Origin of the sequence: Candidatus Koribacter versatilis Ellin345, assembly GCF_000014005.1 — a bacterium.
Lineage (GTDB): Bacteria > Acidobacteriota > Terriglobia > Terriglobales > Acidobacteriaceae > Korobacter > Korobacter versatilis_A.
In genome coordinates this window covers 4,037,530-4,053,941 of record NC_008009.1, presented here as the reverse complement: position 1 = coordinate 4,053,941, position 16,412 = coordinate 4,037,530, and the positions used below count along the sequence as shown (strand labels likewise).

The window sequence follows — 16,412 nt, the reverse complement described above, 5'->3', positions numbered from 1 at the left end:
GCTACAGATATTTACATTGACTTAACCGGAATTAAGGTCAGGTCTTCCACGAGACCGACTTCCTTCTGCACGAAGGGTTCGGCGTAGTCCACGCCCGCAAGCAATCCGTAGAAGCGCGCCATGGTCTCGAGGCGTTGGCGGACTTCCGCATGTGCCGGGAAGAGCCCGGTTCCCGCCGACTGATCGGAGTATTGCGACTCGTACGCGAGCAGCGATTGCACCTTGGCGTCGAACTGGGCGGAGATGTCCACCACGAACGAGGGACGCACGTCGTAATAAAGGCTGGCGTACACGATCTTGTACGGCCGATGCGGCTTCAACGCGAGAAACTGTTCGGCGTCTTCGATGGCGGCAGTGGCGGGAGTGGAACCAAGCTTGGTCAGACCGGCGAGGAAGGTCGCTTCGTAGCCGAGCGTCGAGGCAGTGTAGTGATCGGGATGCCGCCCCTGCCAGTAGGGAAGAATCAGCACCCTCGGTCGCACTTCGCGCAGAACCCGCGCAACCTTCAACTTGTTCTTGAAGGTATTCTCGACACGGCCATCAGGAAGATCGAGAGCCTGGCGCCACTGCGCTTTGAGAATCTTCGCAGCAGCGTCTGCCTCGCGACCGCGCGTGTCAGCATCGCCGCGAGTGCCCATCTCGCCCCGGGTCAGGTCGAGGATGCCGCAGCGCTGACCTGCTTGAGCGGCTTTGAGCAAGGTGCCGCCGCAGGTCTGCTCTACGTCATCACGGTGCGCGGCTAGCGCGAGAATGTCGAGGTCAGTCATAAATCTTTCTCACCACAGAGGCACAGAGAACACAGAGGGCAAAGAATTCTAAAACCTCTGAGCTCTATGTGCCTCTGTGGTTCCCTTACTTCTTTCGTTCCACCAGAAACTTCGCCAATTCCTTTAACGTCGTCGCGCGCTCGCCGAAGCTATCAAGGCGTTTGTTCGCTGTGTACACCAGCTCGTCGGCCATCTCCAGCGACTTGTCGACGCCATACAACGACGGCCAAGTGGATTTCTCCGACTTCGTATCTTTGCCGGCGGTTTTGCCCAACTGCTCTGAGGTCTGCGTTACGTCGAGCACATCATCCACGATCTGGAACGCCAACCCCGCCGACTTCCCAAACTCGCGGATGCGCTGGACTTGGGCTTTGTCAGCGCCGGCATAAAGTCCGCCCGCGACCACGCTTGCAGTAATCAGCGCACCGGTCTTCGAGCGGTGGATGTATTCCACCGTGGCAGCATCGGCGTGGGTGTGCTCGGCTTCGAGGTCGAGGACCTGGCCGCCGATCATGCCGTCGATGGTGCCGGTGGCGTGCGCGACTTCTTCGATGATCTGGACCCTGGCTTCTGCCGTCGTGCGCAGGCGTGCCATCACTTCGTAGGCGTAAGTCTGGAGCGCGTCGCCGGCGAGGATCGCGGTGGCTTCGCCGAACGCCACGTGGCAGGTCGGGCGGCCGCGGCGCAGGTCGTCGTTGTCGAGCGCGGGCAGGTCGTCGTGAATGAGCGAGTAGGTGTGGAGCATCTCGAGAGCGGCGCCGAGTTCGTCCACGCCATCGGGCAGCGAGCCGGTAATCATGCGCGCTGCTTCCATCACCAGGATGGGCCGCAGCCGCTTGCCCCCGGCAAAAACGCTATGGCGCATCGCCTGGTGAATGCTCGGCGGCCGCTGCGTTCCCGGCGGCAAAAGCCGCTCGAGAGCTGCGTCGGCGAGAATGCGCCCCTGTTCGAGAGTTTCTTTCAGCATGAAACAAGAAGTATAACAATCGGATACAGAGAATCGCGCCTGAGTGCATGCGTATGTCTGTGCCATAATTCCCGACCATGACGACGGACCTTATCGCAGCGGCGAAGAGAAGCGATATGATCGCGCTTCGCGAAGCGTTGGCAAAGCATCCGCAAATCGATGCGGTTGACGTGCAAGGCTGGACTGCGCTCTTTCATGCGGCTGGACGCGGTGATGTTGCAGCACTGCGGTTGCTAATTGACTCGGGTGCGAACGTAAATCATGGCATCGAGACCGGTTTTACGGCGCTCTTTGCCGCGGTACTCGGACAACACAAAGCTGTAGCCCAGCTTTTGCTGGAATCCGGAGCGAAGGTTGCACGGATGCCAGGAGGAGGCGAATTGCGAGCCCATGCAGAAGATCAAGAACTAAAAGCTCTGCTTGGATCGGCTTCGTCTTGAACGTCCAGGGGACGATTGACTCCTTAAGCCAGTGTCGTCCATTTCTTCTTCTCCGCCGATTCCTCCACCGCCGCCACCAGCTTCTGCACTTTCAGCCCGTCTTCGAAGTTCGCGTGAAACTCCGTTCCTTCATGCAGCGCTTTAAGGAAGTCGGCAAGCGTTGCGATGAAGCTGTGTTCGTACCCGATGAGGTGTCCCGGAGGCCAGAAGTCGTTCACGTACGGATGCCCTGGGCCGGTAGCGAGGATCGTCCGCATGCCATTCTCCGGCGCGTCGTTGACGTCGTAGAACTGGAGGCGGTTCATATCTTCGAGGTTGAAAACGAGCGCGCCCTTTGAGCCGTGGATCTCGAACATGTTGCGGTTGCGATTGCCGGTGCCGTAGCGCGTGGCTTCGAGCGTCCCGACGCTGCCGTTGGCGAAGCGCGCCATGGTGATGGCAGCGTCGTCCACCTCGCGGCCGGGAACAAACGTCTTGAGCAACCCGCAGACTTCGCTGATCGGCCCATTGAGCCAGAGCGCGAGATCGATCAGGTGCGAGAGCAAATCGCCGGCGGCGCCGGAACCGGCAGTTTCTTTCTTGTAGCGCCAGGTGTTGCCGCGCGTTGCGTTGAGTCCGCTGCTGTTCAGGTAGGTAGCGCGGTAGTGGTAAACCTCGCCAATGCGTCCGTCGCCAATAAGCTGCCGGGCGAACGCGATCGCAGGCACGCGACGGTAGTTGAACCAGACGAGATTCGGTTTTCCCGCCACGGCTTTCACCATGCGCTCGGCTTCGGCGACGTCCATAGCCAGCGGCTTCTCGCACCAAACAATCTTGCCTGCCTCGGCCGCCGCGATGGCGATCTCCGCATGGAGATGGTTCGGCGCTCCAATGTCGATCACGTCGATATCTGGCCGATCAATGAGTTTGCGCCAATCGGTTTCGGTCTCGGACCAGCCCCAGCGCGAAGCCACCTCGCGAAGCTTGTTTTCATCGCGTCCGCAGACGACGTTCAAGTTGAGGTTGAAGGCGGTATCGAAGAAGTGGTTGACCTGGTGAAAGGCGTTGGAGTGCGCCCGGCCCATAAAGCCCTGGCCGATCATGGCGAGGTTGAGAGTTTTCATTGTGGCCATCTCGCGAGGATTGTAGAACAGCGGCGATTGCCTGGCTGGCATCCAATCCAACATGCCGCGTCGCTCCGCAGTTAAGAAGTCACCGAAGCTCTCCGACGGCGCCGTTTCCGCCGAAGACTTAAAGCAACAGTTTCAAAAGTTAAAGCTCCCCATCCAGCCGCCTTTCCCGCCGATGGAAGCCAAGCTGGTGGACGCCATTCCCGAAGGCGCGCTCTGGCAATACGAGCCCAAGTGGGATGGCTTCCGCTGCGTGGCGTTCCGCGATGGCGACACCGTCGAGTTGCAATCCAAAGCCGGGCAGCCGCTCGGCCGTTACTTCCCGGAAATCGTGGAAGCGTTGCTGAAGCTCAAGCCGACAGAGTTCGTGCTCGATGGGGAGATCGTGATCCTGCGCAACGGCCACCTCTCGTTCGACGATCTGCTCATGCGCATTCATCCCGCGGCAAGCCGGATCAAGAAGCTTTCGGTGGAGACCCCAGCGACCTATCTCGTGTTCGATCTTCTCGTGGATGACAAAGCGCATTCGCTCGTCGAAGAAACGCAGGCCGCCCGCCGCGAACGCCTCGAGCTGTTCTTCAAGACGTTCAAGGGAAACGCGAGCGTCCGCCTCTCTCCCATGACCCGCGATCACGCCGAAGCTGAGAAGTGGATGAAGAAACTGGCTGTCATTGGATTCGATGGCGTGGTGGCGAAAGCGCTCGACCAACCGTATCAATCGGGCGAGCGCGCCATGCGCAAGATCAAACGCATTCGCACCGCTGATTGCGTCGTCGGCGGATTCCGCTACGCGTCGAAAGGCGGCGAGGTCGGCTCGCTCCTGCTCGGCGTCTACAACGACGAAGGCCAACTCGACCACATCGGCTTCAGCTCCAGCTTTGCAAGGGAAGAGCGCAAACAGTTAAAGAAGATCTTGAAGCCCTACATGAACGGCGAAGGCTTTACCGGCAAAGCTCCGGGCGGCCCGAGCCGATGGAGCACAGAGCGTACCGGCGAGTGGGAGCGGCTCGATCCCAAACTCGTCTGCGAGGTCAGCTACGACCACTTCTCCGGCGGACGCTTTCGCCACGGCACCAAGTTCCTGCGCTGGCGTCCGGAGAAAGAACCGAAGAGCTGCACCTATGAGCAGATCACGCCAGCAAAACAACGCGGCTCAATGGACCAATTCCTCGCGGCCTAGACGTGCCTCATCGCGCGTCGGTTTTTTGCCGTCGCTGTTCGCTCGCCTGAATGATTTCGCTCATGTCGAAGATTGGGCGTAGCTCCCACACTGTCCCATACTTCAGGGCCGGGTGCTGCGATATGAGCTCAATTGCGTGATCCATGGCCCGCGCCTCAAGCACGCCGATGCCGCCGATCTGTTCCTTGGTTTCCGCATAGGGACCGTCGGTCACGAGAGTCTTTCCGTTCTTCCGTCGCAAGGTCCGTGCGGTTTCAGGAAGTTGAAGAGCTTCGCCCGGACCAAATTGCCGATTGGCGCGCAGATGGTCGTCGTAGGCAAAGCATTCATCGTACATAGCGGTTCGTTCACTCTCGGTCAGGGCGGCGTGTTTTGCAGGATCGTAGTATCCGAGGCAGAGGAATTTCACGTGCATCTCCTTGGCGACCGGCCTTACAAACATTCGCGCCGGCGCGTTCACCGTATAGTCGTTTGCGGGCGCGCAAAATCGACAACGACTTTGCTTCCAGCCAAGGAAAAAGCCCTGCCGTCGGGCAGGGCCGTTTCCGGGGTGAAGCGCTTTAGGCCGCGCTCGCGGCGCGTGTAAGAGCCACGTTGTTGGCGATTGCGCGCAGCATGCCTTCGACATCGGTACGCTGGCAGCAATCGGCGGCACCGTTTTCGAGGCAGGCCATCCACATCTTTTCATCGGGTGAGCGATGGGTGGCGACAATCGCAGTGTGATCGAACTCCTGGCAGAGCTGGCGGAAGTCGTCGCTCTTCAGCAATTCCAAATCAACAATGGCAGCGTTGGCGCGGTTCTTGAGAATGGCGTCGTGAATCTCGGTGCTCGAGTGCGCTACCGCGACATGGCGGAAGCGTCCCCGTAGCGTAGTCGCAAGCTGCGATGCGGCAGCCTGGTCTTTCTGCGCGATAACTACAGATAAGTGTTGCATCAACGACTCCCTGATTCGTCAACACCGGCCTCGAGGCCGGGCTTAGGGTTGTGATCTTTCAGGGTGACTGCGGCCTAGTGCTTCGCGTCGGCCGAAATCTCGAACGGCTCGGCTTGTAGCTTGCCGTTCTGCTTGAGAAGGATCTCTACCTTGCCTTCTGCTTCTTCGAGCTCTTTACGACACGAGTTCGAGAGCTGTACGCCTTCTTCAAACAGCTTGAGCGCTTGTTCCAACGGAACTTCGCCGCGCTCCAACTGGTTGACGACTTCTTCGAGCCGTTGCAGGCATTCTTCAAACTTCGGCAAGGCCTAACCTCTCTACAAGAAAATTCTAGCGCCGAATCGACCGCGCGGGTGCAAATATTCAGGTAATTGTCCGCAAATGGCGCGGAAGTATTTACGCGCAGGCGGAGTCGGAACTTCCCAGAACTTCCAGCACGTCCGCTGCCGCCGAATACCGGCCAAACGGGGCACTCAGCTGTGTACCTTGCACCATTGGCCGGACTGCCTGGAGCATTTCCCGGGCGACCGCGACACCTTCTGCCCGGGCGGCGTCCGCATTGGTGGTGCGGGCCATCCGGTTGTAAATCGCGTCAGGAATGGAGATGTTCAGTTCGTCCCTCATGAATTCGGCGTTACGGGCGCTGCTCAGCGGCCAAATCCCGGCAACCACCGGAACGCGGCAGTGCTCAATGCGCTTCAGGAACTCCTCCAGCAGCGCCAGGTCGAATACCGGCTGGGTGACAGCGTACTCGGCTCCAGCTTCAACTTTGTACTCGAAGCGGCGGATTTCCTCGTCCAGGTTTGCTGCACCGGGATTCGCCCCGACCGCAATCGTGAACTGCGTCGCGGTGCCGATGGTGTTGCCGCCGATATCCAGCCCGCGATTCAAGTTGCTGACGATGTTCACTAAGCCGATCGCATCCACATCAAACACGGCGGTAGCGTCGGGATAGTTGCCCATCTTCGGCGGATCGCCGGTGATACAGATCAAATTACGGATCCCGATTGCGCTGGCGCCCAGCAAGTCCGACTGAATGCCCAGAACGTTCCTGTCGCGACAGGTGTAGTGCAGCACCGTCTCAATGCCGACCTGCTGTTGCGTCAGCAGGCACAGAGCCTGGTTGCTCATGCGCGCGGAAGCACGTGGGCTGTCGGGGATGTTGATCGCGTCCACCCCGACGGACATCAGGTATCGAGCGCCTTCGACTTCTTTCTCGGCGTTCACGCCCTTAGGCGGAACAATTTCGACCAGCGTGAGGAATTCGCCACTCGCAATGCGGGCGCCGACACGAGAACGCTGTCCGAGCGGCGTTGGCTCAACGGCGTGTTCTTCCACCTCGGTCTTCACCTTAAAAGAAGTGGTCCGCGCCTCACCCACGCGCAGGGCCGACTTCATGGAGCGGATGTGGTCCGGCGTAGTTCCGCAACAGCCGCCGACGAGCGTCACGCCCACGCCGACGAACTTGCGCGCATAACTCGCCATGTATTCCGGCGAACAGAGATAAATGTTGCGGCCCTCGACCGAGCGCGGAATTCCTGCGTTTGGTTGCGCGGAGAGCGGCTTCGGTGTTGCCGCGCGGAGGCGCTCAAGCGCGTCGAGCATCGCGACCGGGCCGACGCTGCAGTTGCAGCCGATGACGTCGGCGCCCCACTCCGTCAAGCGCGCGCCGTAATGTTCAGGACTGGAGCCGTCGAGGCAGTTGCCGTCTTCGTCGATGGTGACCTGCGCAACCACCGGAATTTTGGGATCGACATCGCGCGCCGCGAGGATCGCCTGGTGCAGTTCGCCAAGATATCCGAAGGTCTCGAGGATCAGCAGGTCGACGCCTGAATCCACAAGTACGCGAATCTGATCGCGGAACGCATCGCGTGCTTCGTCACGGCTGGTCTTGCCGAGCGGCTCGATGCGAATGCCGAGCGGCCCAACCGCGCCGGCCGCATACACCTGATTGTTCTTGATTGCTTTGCGAACCAGTTCTACGCCGGCGCGGTTGATGTCCGCGAGTTTCTCCTGGCAGCCGTGACGAGCCAACCGGAACGAGTTCGCGCCGAAGGTGTTGGTTTCAAGGATTTCAGCGCCGTTCGCGACATAGTCGGCGTGGATCCCGCCGATCAGTTCGGGCTGCGAGAGGTTCAGCTCGTCGTAACAGCGATTGATGAAAATGCCCTTGGAGTACAGCAGCGTACCCATGGCGCCATCGCAAAGGATGGGCCCATCCCCAAGGCGCTCTAGAAATGACTTCCCCATCTAGGAAGGATAGCAAAGAGGGGTATCATTCGGCGATTGACGGTAGTAACGCATCGCGTTACTATTTGCCGAGTGATCGTCAGCTTCAAGGACCCCGATGCAAGACTCCTCTACGAAACGGGGAAAAGCAGACGTATTCCAGCAACGCTTCGGAAAGCCGCGATGCGTAAGTTGGTCACACTGAATAACGTTGACGAGTTGGATCATCTCGAGATTCCGCCGGGGAATCGTCTTGAACCAATGAAGGGCGATCGGACCGGGCAACACAGTATTCGGATCAATGATCAATTTCGAGTGTGTTTCATTTGGCGAGACGGAAACGCTTACGAAGTTGAGATCGTTGACTATCACTAGGAGAGCGCTATGGCGGGGAAGAAACCGTGGGCGATTCATCCGGGCGAACTGCTCCGTGAGGAGTTCATGCGACCTCTAGGTCTCACCTCCTACCGCCTCGCTAAAGAACTGCACGTGCCTCTGCCTCGGATTAACGACCTTGTGCGGGAGCATCGTGCGATGACGGCGGATACTGCGCTGCGCCTGGAAAAGTACTTCGGGATGCCGGCGCGGTTCTGGATGAACGTTCAGGTCGACTACGACATCCGAACTGCTGCCAAGAAGGCGGACGTATCGAAGATCAAGCCGCGCAAAGCCGCCGCATAGGCACTTTGGAGGGTCTCACTGTGGCTGCCGGAATTGGATGCGAGTAAAAAACAGGAATTAAATGATAGTACTCGCACGTAATTCCTGTTTTCCTGGCCGCTCCAGGGCACTCGCGATCCCATCCTACAATGCTATGCTTCCACCCACGCCTGATATACCTCCAGGTCGCATCCCATTCCACTCGTAAGACCCTGGTGTGCATGCCCCTTCACCCGGAGCTGCGAAAGGTCTACGGCAGGGGTGAGTGGGACGGTGTCAGTTACCTTGTCCCATCCACCCCCGGTGCGGATAGTCGTCCAGGTCGAGCCGCCGTCTAGGGAGTAGGAGACGGTCAGCCCGGTTCCGGTTCCAGCCGAGATCACCTTAAGGTTCACCGTCGTCATTGATCCGAGGCCCGCTATCGCCGTGAAGTCCCTCCAGACGGCTTCCGCATCATTAATAGGATTGAAGTCCGGATCGCGCCCGCCGAAGCATCCTAGGTCGGCGGAAGTGCGAGGGTTTCCGTCATAGACATCGGCCAGTGACGTACCCGGAACCAACCCTCCATCATCGTAGGCCGTTGGCATTGAAACATTTGGTACAAGTGACGAGTCCCCGCCGCCGCCATCATTATTACAATCCGTGTCGGCCGCCCCGTCAGCCGGCGTCAGAATGCTGCCCACGAAGAGCCAGCCAGCGTCCTCCAGCGAGCTGTCGAGGGCGAGCACGGCCTTGAAGGCGCAGCTGCCTCCGTTGCCAAAGGGATCGAGCACGTAGATGTAGTACGTGGTGGCGAACACCTTGTGCGCGCTCGTGCTGCCGAAGTAATAAGGATCGGGTGAGTGGGTGTCGAACCCAATGTTGAAGTTGGCGATGTTGATCGTCACGTCGCTGCCGGCGTCGTGGGCGGTGAGTGGGTTAGAGCGGACCACATAGTTCCGGCCACCGAAACCTGTGCCCGGCTCAACGCTTCCGAAATCGGTGTCATCCTCGGGCAAAGGAACATCTGTGAACGAGTCGTCCACCACGCGCTTCAAGCTGAGATTCACCGCAAACGCCGTACCCTTATTGCCGCTGCCACTATCTCCACCGACGGTGATCTGCGGCAGCTCAGCCTCGATCACTTCGTAGTCGCCCTGGTCCTCTTCGCTCACTGATCCATCCACGGTGATCACGTCGCCAGGGCACACCTTTGCGAATAGGTTGCCGTCATCGTCCTGGGCTTCGAAGAACGCCTGCACCGTCGCATCCCACGGCGCGAAATACGGGTCAGCATCCATGCCAATGTATCGATAGCACTCAAACTGCACCAGGCGGCTCACGCGTTCCCATGTGTTGTTGCCGTAGTCGAGTTGAAGGCTCTTGCGCTTCCGCATCGCGGTCATACCCACGCCGCGCGTGCCCACGGCGAGCTGGTGCCGATCGTGGTTGAGCGTCACCACGCGCTGCGCATACTTTGTTTCGATGTGTGACACCGTGCCGAGCCCACTCGATGCGTCAGGGCCAGTTTGCGCGACGGTGATTGCGCCTGACACGATCGAGGCCACCGCACCTTCCAGATCGAACGAGGGATCGAGCGCCCCCTGTATCTGGATGCCGTCCCCAACTTTCCCATCGAAGTAGCTCGGGTCGCCGTCGCCGTTCACCAGGCTAGCGGTCACCACGTTGCCCGCGCGCGTCAGTCCATCGCCCGCGATCAGCATTGAGGCTTTTGCGTTGAGGTCGCGAAACTGGCCCTGAATATAATTTGCGCTGCCGCGGATGTTGCTCTTGTCCGGAGTCCATGATCCCGGCACTGTGTGCTTCGCCGAGAGTGTGAAGACCGGAGTGCGGGGCTTGTCCGCATAGAGGCAAATCTTCCCGTTCACCTCGATCATGTAGGAGCGGCACATCCGCAGCACCTGCTCCTGCAGGTTCGCCCACGTCGTCGCCTGTGCCACCGCAACGCCGCCCTCGAATCGTTTTGCACCGCTACTCAGGGCTTCGTCGAAATATTGTGCCGAGTCATAGAAGCTCGGGAAGTCAAAGCGCGCCAACTCGGCCGCCGTGAGTGCCGCGCCGATCAGCATCTCCGGCCGCACGAAAAAGCGAAGGCACATTTCGAAGGCATGCCACGCGTGGTTCATCGTGTACGCGTAGGCCGTTTGCGTGCCCGTGTTGTCGAACTGTTTGCATTTCAGCGAGCGATAGAAGCCGAGCACTTCGAGGCCGGCATCCGGCGCGCCCGGATCGGGAGGTACCTTCAGCGCAATGTACGCCGTGCGCGAGAACGTCACCTTCTTCACCGTCGAGGGCAAGTCATTGTAGAAGAGGTCCACGCGCTGGTCGCCGCCCGTCGAGATCGGGATCATGCCATCGCCCAGAATGCCGTCCGTTCCAGGGTGGTAGTGCACCAGCGTCGTGTCGGTGTGATCGACTCTCTTCTTGTTGATGAAGAGCGCGTCGATTCCATCGCCCTCGCCCTCGTGCAGCGCGATCATGGCGACAATCGTCCCGTCCGCGAGCTGGTGCTGGATGATCGTATTCCCCGCGCCGATCACAGGGCCGAAACAGAATGGCACGGGAATGCCAAGCTGCGCGCGTGCGATCTGTTCCTGTGTGTCCGCAGTCGCTGCCATCAGAGCCCAAGCCTCCGCACCGGCCGCACGCCCCGATTCTTCAGGCTCTCGGGCGTCGCCGCCGTTTGCAGTATGTAGATCGGCGGCGGTGTGGGCACACCGTCGAAGCGTTCAACCGCCGTGCATCCTCCCAGCGTCTTCGGGCAGGTCAGGTTCGTCGAGGTGGATCCGCAGCGTTCGCTTTTAAAGCGCAGGCTGCAGTTGTTGGCATAGGAACGTTCCGGCAGGTCTACGTCGCTGCCATCGAGCAGCTGCAGCAGCTTGAAGTGCACCTCGCCCTGGGGCTGTTGCGCGGCGCTCATGTAGCCGTGAAATTCGCGCACCATCTTTTCGGCGAGCAAATTCCAATAGCGCACCACTGCATACGCACCTTCGAACTCGGTGATCGCAAACGCGCGGCCGACATCGCGTTGGATCAGGTTACCGATGATGTTTTGGAATACAACGTCGCCACCATCGGTGCGTAGCGTGCGCGTGAGCTTGAAAGGACCAGCGCTTTTAACCCACGGTTTGTAGATCTGCGGCGATCCATCGAAGCGCGAAGGAAACGTGCCCCCGAGTGTGCCGACGAAGAACTGATCGCCGGCCGCTGTCTCGATATCGACCAAACCCGCGAGCGCGAAGCCACTCGTGCGCGGAAGGATCGCGGTGATCGTCGTATCCATCGGCGCTGCCATTACTCGATCACCTCGATCGCGTCCGCATACACCTTGTATCCGCTCGACGCGCCGTTCTTCGTGCCGGTCACGCGCAACTTCACGCGGTGCAGGTCGAGCTGCAGGTCATGCTTCGTCAAGATGACCGCCGAAGGCTGCGCGCCGGCGTTATATAGGTCCACGGTTGCGAGCACCGTCCACGCCTGCGTCGCATATGGTTTGTGCGAGATCTCCACCTTGCCCAGGTCTGGACCCAGCGCGGAGTACAACCGAAAGCCGTAACCGAAGTAGAGCCACTCTGCGATGTCGTCGGTTGTGTTGCTGTGGTATGCGCCGCCTGGTGCAGGAGTCGGATCGCCAATCGAAAATCCGTCAGCATCGTTGTGCGTCCATGCCCCGGTCACGAGCGCGAGATCAGTGCTCACCTGGCGGGGAAACAGGATCGCCCCGAAGCTATCCCAGTCTTCGTCTTCGTCGCCGGCATATTGAGAGAGTGGAAGCTGCGCGATCTCCTGGAACGTAGCCTGCACCGTCCAGCGATCGTTGCCGGTGATCTGCTTCGTCGGCTTATCGAGAAAGCGGCCGCTATAAGCGCGGCCGCGCTCAAAATCCATGAAGGTGAAGAAGCTATAGCGAAATTGCCGCTCCCACTGGAAGATGCGATCGGCAATCCAGCGCGGTGTGTCCGTCCATGTTAGCTGGAACGTGCGGCCGTTCGATATCACATGCCGCGTATACAGACCGCCCGCTTGCGGCTGGAAGGTGAGGTCTTCACCCGGAGGCACTTCGTTCCACGGATAGTCCGGATTCATCTGGCTGTCGAAGCTCGGGTTCAGCACATCGGTTTCAGCCATTTAGTTTCCGCCTCCCACTACCTGCAGGTCTTCGATAGAGAGTGCGTCCTTAATCTCGCGCGCCGCACCCGATCGCAACCATTGCCGAAAGCTCTGCACGTCGATCGCCTGGATGATGAGATGCACAGTGCCGCCCGATCGCGATGTCGGCGAAGGCGCGCGGCCGCTGTTCATCGCTTCCAGCGTCGCGCGGTTCATCGCCGTCGCCTGCGGATTCACGACGAACTCGCCGGTCTTCGCTTTGATCATCAGCTCGTTCGATTTCAGCTCTGGCCCGATGTAGCCGCCAGTGTGGAACTCCGGCGCCTGGTAATCGATCGCGCCGCGGCGGCCGCGCTCGCCCTCTGTGCTCTGGATATCAGTGCGCGCCTGCACGATCTTCGGATTCACCTGGTTCCAATACGCGCTCTTGCCCACGCCGCCGAGCTGGAACATCTGCCCTTGCGCCTGGTTCGCAATCGAGTCCAGCGTGCTGTTCGCCGAGTTGAAGTCCATCTGGTGCTTCATATACTGATCGCGCGTGTCCTGGATGCTCTTCAAATACGAAGCGCCCATCTCCTGTGCCTGGCGCTTCTTCGCGTTGCGGCCGAACAAGCCTGCGATGATATTGCCGAGGAAGATCAGCCCGCCCACCGCCGCGCCTACCGGGCCGCCGATCGCGAAGCCCGTCATGATGCCGCCCAATGCGCCGCCGATCGCGCCCTGGGTCACTGATCCAGACTGGTACGCGTTGATTGCCGATGCGATGCCGAGCCCAACGCCCATCGTGCCGAGCTGAGAGCCGCTCATCCCGAACTTTCCAAGCTGGATGCCGTTGGGAAAGATCTTCGACAGCGTTCCACCGGTAAGCGCGCCGAGGATAGAGCTCGTCTGTATCTGGGTTGCGCTCTGTTGCGCCACCATGCCCGCCGTGCCGGCGCCGCCGCTGAGTGAATCGCCGAGCATGTTGCCCAGCCCCGGCGCTCCGGGAGCTCCCATCGCAGCCAACGATCCGAAGCCGGCCGCGAGGCCAGTGCCACCTGCTGCGCCGGCTGCACTCATCCCTTCGAGCGGTCCTAGGCCATCGCCCATTCCAGGCAGCGGCACACCGAAGGCTCCACCGCCACCCGATCCACCGCCGTTGCCGAAGAGCTTTCCGAACAGCCCACCGAAGATCGATTGCAGAAGTCCACCGCCGCCGCCCGATCCGCTGCCGGCACTTCCCATCTGGTTCAGGGTGAGCAGCCAGTTCGCCAGGATCTGGTAGAAGAGGTGCTTAACCGCGTCGAGAATGTGCTGGCCGATTTTGCCATTGAACAGGTCGTCTCCCCAGCTTTGCAATTCGCCAGCTAGTTCATCCACCATCTGCTGGTGCTGTTCGCGGATCTTCGCCGTCATGTCGGCATCCGCGGCGATCATCTGTCGCGAAGCGAGCTGCTGAAGTTGCAGCCCGCGATCGGCATCGGTCTTCTCCATCGCAACACCGGCATCTGAGAGCTTCTGCGCCTCCTCGTAGCGGCGCTGGTATTCCTTAATGATCTCGTCGTTGGCCTTCATCCAAGGCGGAACGCTGTCGGCTGCGGCCTGCGCCTCCAGGTCTTTCGTGTTGATCGTTGCATCGTCCACGACGCGCTGACGTTCTTGCTCTTTCCGCGCCAGCTCCTCGTGTCGGCGCTCGATCGCGGCGACAGCCTCTGCATCGGCCTTGTCACGGGCTTCGGCTTCTTTCTCGTCCGCGAGCGAACGTTCACGCGAGAATCCGGCCACCACTTCGGTTACTCGCCTTTCCGTCTCCTCTCTCGACGCGCCCGCAGCTTGCGCCGCTGCTAGGGTCTTCTTCCATTCGTCGATGAACACGAGTGTCGCTTTTTCGCTGTCAGAAACACCTTGCTCTGTGGCACGCGTATGGATAGCGGCGAGTTCATTTGTCGCCTGTTTCACAATCGCCTGCCGCTCGTTCCACGCCTTTATTTCCTCCTGCTTTTGTTTCTCGGTTTCTTCCTTATTGACATCGGTGAGCTTTTTCAGCTGCTCCTCTCGCAGCTTTTCGAGCCCAACTTCCTTGTTCGAGATGTCGTTGATCATCTTCGTGTAGATCGCATACGCCGCCTCTGGCGCAACTTTGCCTAATATCCCTGTGTCACCCGAGTCGCGTGCCTTTTCGAGCGCCTCTTTTTGTTTTTCAATTTGCTCGATCTGAAGATTGGTCTGGGCGATGAACATCTGCCCGATTGTTTTGTCGGAAAACTCAGCCAACATCTTCTGGTTGTCCGCGATCAGCTCTTTGTAAAAATCGCGGACCGCCTCCGTATACCCGCCGAGCCACTGCGTCCCTTCCTTGATCTTTGTCCCGATCTCTTCCACGATCGGTACAACCGCCGCAAAGATCGCTATGTTGAACGCGCCGGCAAAGATCGGTCCGAGAATCTGAGAGTTTGCGATGACCTTCCCCAACGCGCGCGGCACCTCGATGCCCAGCGTTCCCTCCAGGAGCTTTGCGGACGCGTGCGCCTTTTGCTCGGCCGCGATCACCTTCCCAAACGCCTGCTCGCCCGTGTTTCCCATCGTGCGCAGGTTGTCATTGGTGCGCTGGAAAGTCTGCTGCACGTCGTTGGTCGTCTGCTTCACGCCGCTGTCATCGGCCACTATCTGGATTGTCGCTACGGCTGCCATCAGTGCCTCTTGTCCGTGGATGTGCGCTTACCGCATTTCCTGCAAATGATCTTTATCCGTTCGTTCATCGCACCGCAGTGCGGGCAATTCGGGTGTTCCATTCGGAACTGATCGCGCGCGCGGCGCACCGCATTCAGCCCATGAACTTCAGCGGCGCTCATCTGTGCGATCGTCGTCGCGCGCAACACATCATCGAGCCAGAAGAGATAATCCGCGCGCACGTAGTACCCGTCGGCAAGCGAACGTGCCGGCGCTGCCTCGGCGAGCATTGCCTCGCTGTTGGCAGCCCCGGCCTTCGCACGCCGCGCCAGGCGATCGCGGTCCTCCCCCTGGAACTCCTCGTTCATGAGTTCCAGGGCCGCAATGCGCAGCCCGTCGTAATCTCGCGAGACGACGATCATCACGCGGCCGACGCCTCCTCGCGCTCCGGCTTCTCGAACAGGCACGCTACCGCGGACACTTTGTGAAACGTATCCATCTCCTCGCGGATGAGTGCCTTGTTCTCCACCAGAGCAGTGCCATTCACGGTGTAGCCGGCCACGCCAACGACCAGGTCGTCATAGAGTTCGGCGAAGAGTTTGTGCCGGCCGGGATAGATAGTGCGGCCGGTACGGCTTCCGCCCACCACGCGCGCCTCGCTCATGGCGCGGTTATAGCGGCGCTCGTGTTCTACCGTCACCATGCCAAATCGGTGCAGCAGCCCGGTGTATAGCTGCATCGTTCCGGGCTCCACGCTGCCCCAGCGCGCGTCGAGGTAGACCTCTTGCACTTCCGGGTCAAATGCGATCTCCGCTGCACTCTGCGATGGCGCAACATCAATCAGCGCTTCTGCAGCAATCGCTCGATGGCCGTAAGGAATCGCGCGCTGCCAGTTCGCCACCGTGGTCAGGTCTTCGCCGCTCCGGGTTTTGTATCCCTTTGCTCCTATCAGCGCCTCGTTCACCAGCGCCGCGCCCGGAGTGCGCACGTCGAATCGATCGATGCGTTCCTTCGCATCGCGCTCGCTCTCCGTCGAGATACCGCCGAAGTACTTCATCCAGTCGCCGTTCGTAAGACGACGGAATTCCAACGTGAATGCGCGTCCTTTGTCTTTAAAGCTCACCAGCCGATTGCCGGTGAGTTCGATGTCTACCTTCTGCACCTCTGCGCTCATTGGCTTCTCCTGTTTGGATTGCACTGCCGAACCGCTCTTCCAAAAGAGGCTCGAAGGGTGAGCCGACTAAAGCGCGAAGCGTGCGCCGAAAACGGAGCGAAGGTTGCCCCGGTGAAACAGATCCCACATCTTTACGTCTCGGCGGTCCCGCTTGTATCTCCCCCGAGATTCTCATCGCGCCAGGGGTTGCCG

Annotated in this window: 17 protein-coding genes; 4 read left to right on the top strand and 13 right to left on the bottom strand. The window is 60.0% G+C overall.

What is annotated here, in order from left to right; genetic code table 11:
- Positions 1-11: 11 nt before the first annotated feature.
- Positions 12-767 carry a bacillithiol biosynthesis deacetylase BshB1 gene (gene bshB1, locus ACID345_RS17750; protein ID WP_011524233.1) on the bottom strand — a complete coding sequence of 252 codons (756 nt, stop codon included), beginning with the start codon at positions 765-767 and terminating at the stop codon, positions 12-14.
- Positions 768-852: 85 nt separating this feature from the next.
- On the bottom strand, positions 853-1,734 hold the full coding sequence (locus tag ACID345_RS17745) for a polyprenyl synthetase family protein (RefSeq protein WP_041855844.1): 882 nt from the start codon (positions 1,732-1,734) through the stop codon (positions 853-855).
- Between the two features lie 77 nt (positions 1,735-1,811).
- Between ACID345_RS17745 and ACID345_RS17740 the strand changes: the two genes are divergently transcribed.
- The gene (locus tag ACID345_RS17740; RefSeq protein ID WP_011524231.1) at positions 1,812-2,174 is read left to right on the top strand and encodes an ankyrin repeat domain-containing protein; all 363 of its coding nucleotides are present in this window, start codon (positions 1,812-1,814) and stop codon (positions 2,172-2,174) included.
- Positions 2,175-2,197: 23 nt separating this feature from the next.
- Here the strand turns inward: ACID345_RS17740 and ACID345_RS17735 are convergent, their stop codons facing one another.
- Positions 2,198-3,277 carry a Gfo/Idh/MocA family protein gene (locus tag ACID345_RS17735; protein ID WP_011524230.1) on the bottom strand — a complete coding sequence of 360 codons (1,080 nt, stop codon included), beginning with the start codon at positions 3,275-3,277 and terminating at the stop codon, positions 2,198-2,200.
- Positions 3,278-3,338: 61 nt separating this feature from the next.
- Between ACID345_RS17735 and ACID345_RS17730 the strand changes: the two genes are divergently transcribed.
- Positions 3,339-4,463: an ATP-dependent DNA ligase gene (locus ACID345_RS17730; protein WP_011524229.1), complete on the top strand. Its 1,125-nt coding sequence runs from the start codon at positions 3,339-3,341 to the stop codon at positions 4,461-4,463.
- Positions 4,464-4,470: 7 nt separating this feature from the next.
- On the opposite strand, the gene ACID345_RS17725 is transcribed toward ACID345_RS17730, so the two are convergent.
- From ACID345_RS17725 to ACID345_RS17710, 4 genes are all read right to left on the bottom strand, one after another.
- Positions 4,471-4,878 carry a YciI family protein gene (locus ACID345_RS17725; RefSeq protein WP_228370784.1) on the bottom strand — a complete coding sequence of 136 codons (408 nt, stop codon included), beginning with the start codon at positions 4,876-4,878 and terminating at the stop codon, positions 4,471-4,473.
- 145 nt (positions 4,879-5,023) lie between these two features.
- Entirely contained in the window at positions 5,024-5,398 is a 375-nt protein-coding gene (locus tag ACID345_RS17720; RefSeq protein ID WP_041855843.1) for a hypothetical protein, read from the bottom strand.
- A 74-nt stretch (positions 5,399-5,472) separates the two neighbouring features.
- Positions 5,473-5,703: an exodeoxyribonuclease VII small subunit gene (locus ACID345_RS17715; RefSeq protein WP_011524227.1), complete on the bottom strand. Its 231-nt coding sequence runs from the start codon at positions 5,701-5,703 to the stop codon at positions 5,473-5,475.
- Positions 5,704-5,794: 91 nt separating this feature from the next.
- Positions 5,795-7,648, bottom strand: coding sequence for a bifunctional homocysteine S-methyltransferase/methylenetetrahydrofolate reductase (locus ACID345_RS17710; protein WP_011524226.1), 1,854 nt, complete (start codon positions 7,646-7,648; stop codon positions 5,795-5,797).
- Positions 7,649-7,684: 36 nt separating this feature from the next.
- Between ACID345_RS17710 and ACID345_RS17705 the strand changes: the two genes are divergently transcribed.
- Together ACID345_RS17705 and ACID345_RS17700 are read left to right on the top strand one after the other, a co-directional pair.
- On the top strand, positions 7,685-8,002 hold the full coding sequence (locus ACID345_RS17705) for a type II toxin-antitoxin system RelE/ParE family toxin (RefSeq protein ID WP_011524225.1): 318 nt from the start codon (positions 7,685-7,687) through the stop codon (positions 8,000-8,002).
- A 9-nt stretch (positions 8,003-8,011) separates the two neighbouring features.
- Entirely contained in the window at positions 8,012-8,308 is a 297-nt protein-coding gene (locus ACID345_RS17700) for a HigA family addiction module antitoxin (RefSeq protein WP_011524224.1), read from the top strand.
- Between the two features lie 131 nt (positions 8,309-8,439).
- Here the strand turns inward: ACID345_RS17700 and ACID345_RS17695 are convergent, their stop codons facing one another.
- The 6 genes from ACID345_RS17695 to ACID345_RS17670 are packed head-to-tail and all read right to left on the bottom strand — an operon-like array spanning position 8,440 to position 16,220.
- Positions 8,440-10,905, bottom strand: a complete 2,466-nt coding sequence (locus tag ACID345_RS17695) for a hypothetical protein (protein WP_011524223.1) — start codon at positions 10,903-10,905, stop codon at positions 8,440-8,442.
- Positions 10,905-11,582: a hypothetical protein gene (locus ACID345_RS17690; RefSeq protein WP_011524222.1), complete on the bottom strand. Its 678-nt coding sequence runs from the start codon at positions 11,580-11,582 to the stop codon at positions 10,905-10,907. The genes ACID345_RS17695 and ACID345_RS17690 overlap by 1 nt, the downstream gene beginning before the upstream one ends.
- Entirely contained in the window at positions 11,582-12,415 is an 834-nt protein-coding gene (locus tag ACID345_RS17685) for a hypothetical protein (protein WP_011524221.1), read from the bottom strand. Before ACID345_RS17685 ends, ACID345_RS17690 begins: the two co-directional genes overlap by 1 nt.
- Positions 12,416-15,067 (bottom strand): hypothetical protein, encoded by a 2,652-nt coding sequence (locus ACID345_RS17680; RefSeq protein WP_011524220.1) that lies wholly within the window; start codon positions 15,065-15,067, stop codon positions 12,416-12,418.
- Positions 15,067-15,471 (bottom strand): hypothetical protein, encoded by a 405-nt coding sequence (locus tag ACID345_RS17675; protein WP_011524219.1) that lies wholly within the window; start codon positions 15,469-15,471, stop codon positions 15,067-15,069. The genes ACID345_RS17680 and ACID345_RS17675 overlap by 1 nt, the downstream gene beginning before the upstream one ends.
- Positions 15,468-16,220, bottom strand: a complete 753-nt coding sequence (locus ACID345_RS17670) for a hypothetical protein (protein WP_011524218.1) — start codon at positions 16,218-16,220, stop codon at positions 15,468-15,470. Before ACID345_RS17670 ends, ACID345_RS17675 begins: the two co-directional genes overlap by 4 nt.
- Between the last annotated feature and the right edge of the window lie 192 nt (positions 16,221-16,412).

Excerpts from the sequence above, each read along its gene's own strand:
- ACID345_RS17670 (WP_011524218.1), bottom strand. The coding sequence starts at position 16,220 with ATGAGCGCAGAGGTGCAGAAGGTAGACATCGAACTCACCGGCAATCGG.
- ACID345_RS17740 (WP_011524231.1), top strand. The coding sequence starts at position 1,812 with ATGACGACGGACCTTATCGCAGCGGCGAAGAGAAGCGATATGATCGCG.
- bshB1 (WP_011524233.1), bottom strand. The coding sequence starts at position 767 with ATGACTGACCTCGACATTCTCGCGCTAGCCGCGCACCGTGATGACGTA.
- ACID345_RS17685 (WP_011524221.1), bottom strand. The coding sequence starts at position 12,415 with ATGGCTGAAACCGATGTGCTGAACCCGAGCTTCGACAGCCAGATGAAT.
- ACID345_RS17695 (WP_011524223.1), bottom strand. The coding sequence starts at position 10,905 with ATGGCAGCGACTGCGGACACACAGGAACAGATCGCACGCGCGCAGCTT.
- ACID345_RS17700 (WP_011524224.1), top strand. The coding sequence starts at position 8,012 with ATGGCGGGGAAGAAACCGTGGGCGATTCATCCGGGCGAACTGCTCCGT.
- ACID345_RS17725 (WP_228370784.1), bottom strand. The coding sequence starts at position 4,878 with ATGCACGTGAAATTCCTCTGCCTCGGATACTACGATCCTGCAAAACAC.
- ACID345_RS17745 (WP_041855844.1), bottom strand. The coding sequence starts at position 1,734 with ATGCTGAAAGAAACTCTCGAACAGGGGCGCATTCTCGCCGACGCAGCT.
- ACID345_RS17730 (WP_011524229.1), top strand. The coding sequence starts at position 3,339 with ATGCCGCGTCGCTCCGCAGTTAAGAAGTCACCGAAGCTCTCCGACGGC.
- ACID345_RS17735 (WP_011524230.1), bottom strand. The coding sequence starts at position 3,277 with ATGAAAACTCTCAACCTCGCCATGATCGGCCAGGGCTTTATGGGCCGG.
- ACID345_RS17680 (WP_011524220.1), bottom strand. The coding sequence starts at position 15,067 with ATGGCAGCCGTAGCGACAATCCAGATAGTGGCCGATGACAGCGGCGTG.
- ACID345_RS17710 (WP_011524226.1), bottom strand. The coding sequence starts at position 7,648 with ATGGGGAAGTCATTTCTAGAGCGCCTTGGGGATGGGCCCATCCTTTGC.
- ACID345_RS17720 (WP_041855843.1), bottom strand. The coding sequence starts at position 5,398 with ATGCAACACTTATCTGTAGTTATCGCGCAGAAAGACCAGGCTGCCGCA.
- ACID345_RS17690 (WP_011524222.1), bottom strand. The coding sequence starts at position 11,582 with ATGGCAGCGCCGATGGATACGACGATCACCGCGATCCTTCCGCGCACG.